The 516-nt window shown below is 47.7% G+C and carries 1 pseudogene; it reads right to left on the minus strand.

The features are described 5' to 3' along the window. A pseudogene (locus ACOCD2_RS26195) lies at positions 1–364 on the minus strand (hypothetical protein); the annotation flags it as partial. Positions 365–516 lie beyond the last annotated feature (152 nt).

A 516-nucleotide genomic window follows, 5' to 3' on the forward strand; every position in this document is an offset into this window, starting at 1 on the left:
ATCGGCGCCAGCGCCATTTGTGCAAGTCCAGGGCGCAGTTGAACCGATAGGTGTTCCATTGGGCATCCCGGTTTTCATCCCATTCCCAACACCATTCCTCCGCAACACCTTTGTCGCTCATGGAGATGAGTTCTTTGTCGTCAGAAGTTACGATGTGGTTAAGCAACTGGGCAATATGCTCTTCTTCGCTCATTGAAGAGAGAACCTGCCGTACACACTCGGCAGCCATACGATATCTAATGGCGTCTTCACGATCTGACAGGGCTTCCGCGCATTCCTCTGTCCATTGGTCTGCGCTCTCATCCTGTTGATCGGCATTCGTTTCCAGCCACTCAGCCAGCTTCTCAAGTTTGTATTTGTTCATAGAATTAAATCTAACACACAACGCCACATATAACAAGATAACATTCCATTATCACGATAATAAAAGGTATGATAAGGGGCGACAAATTTAACAAAAGCTTTTCTGGAAATCGGCTTTTGTCCCCGCTCGCACGGGGACGCAAGTCGATCAAA

This window comes from Thiolapillus sp. (assembly GCF_048562965.1).
GTDB lineage: Bacteria > Pseudomonadota > Gammaproteobacteria > Chromatiales > Chromatiaceae > Thiolapillus > Thiolapillus brandeum_A.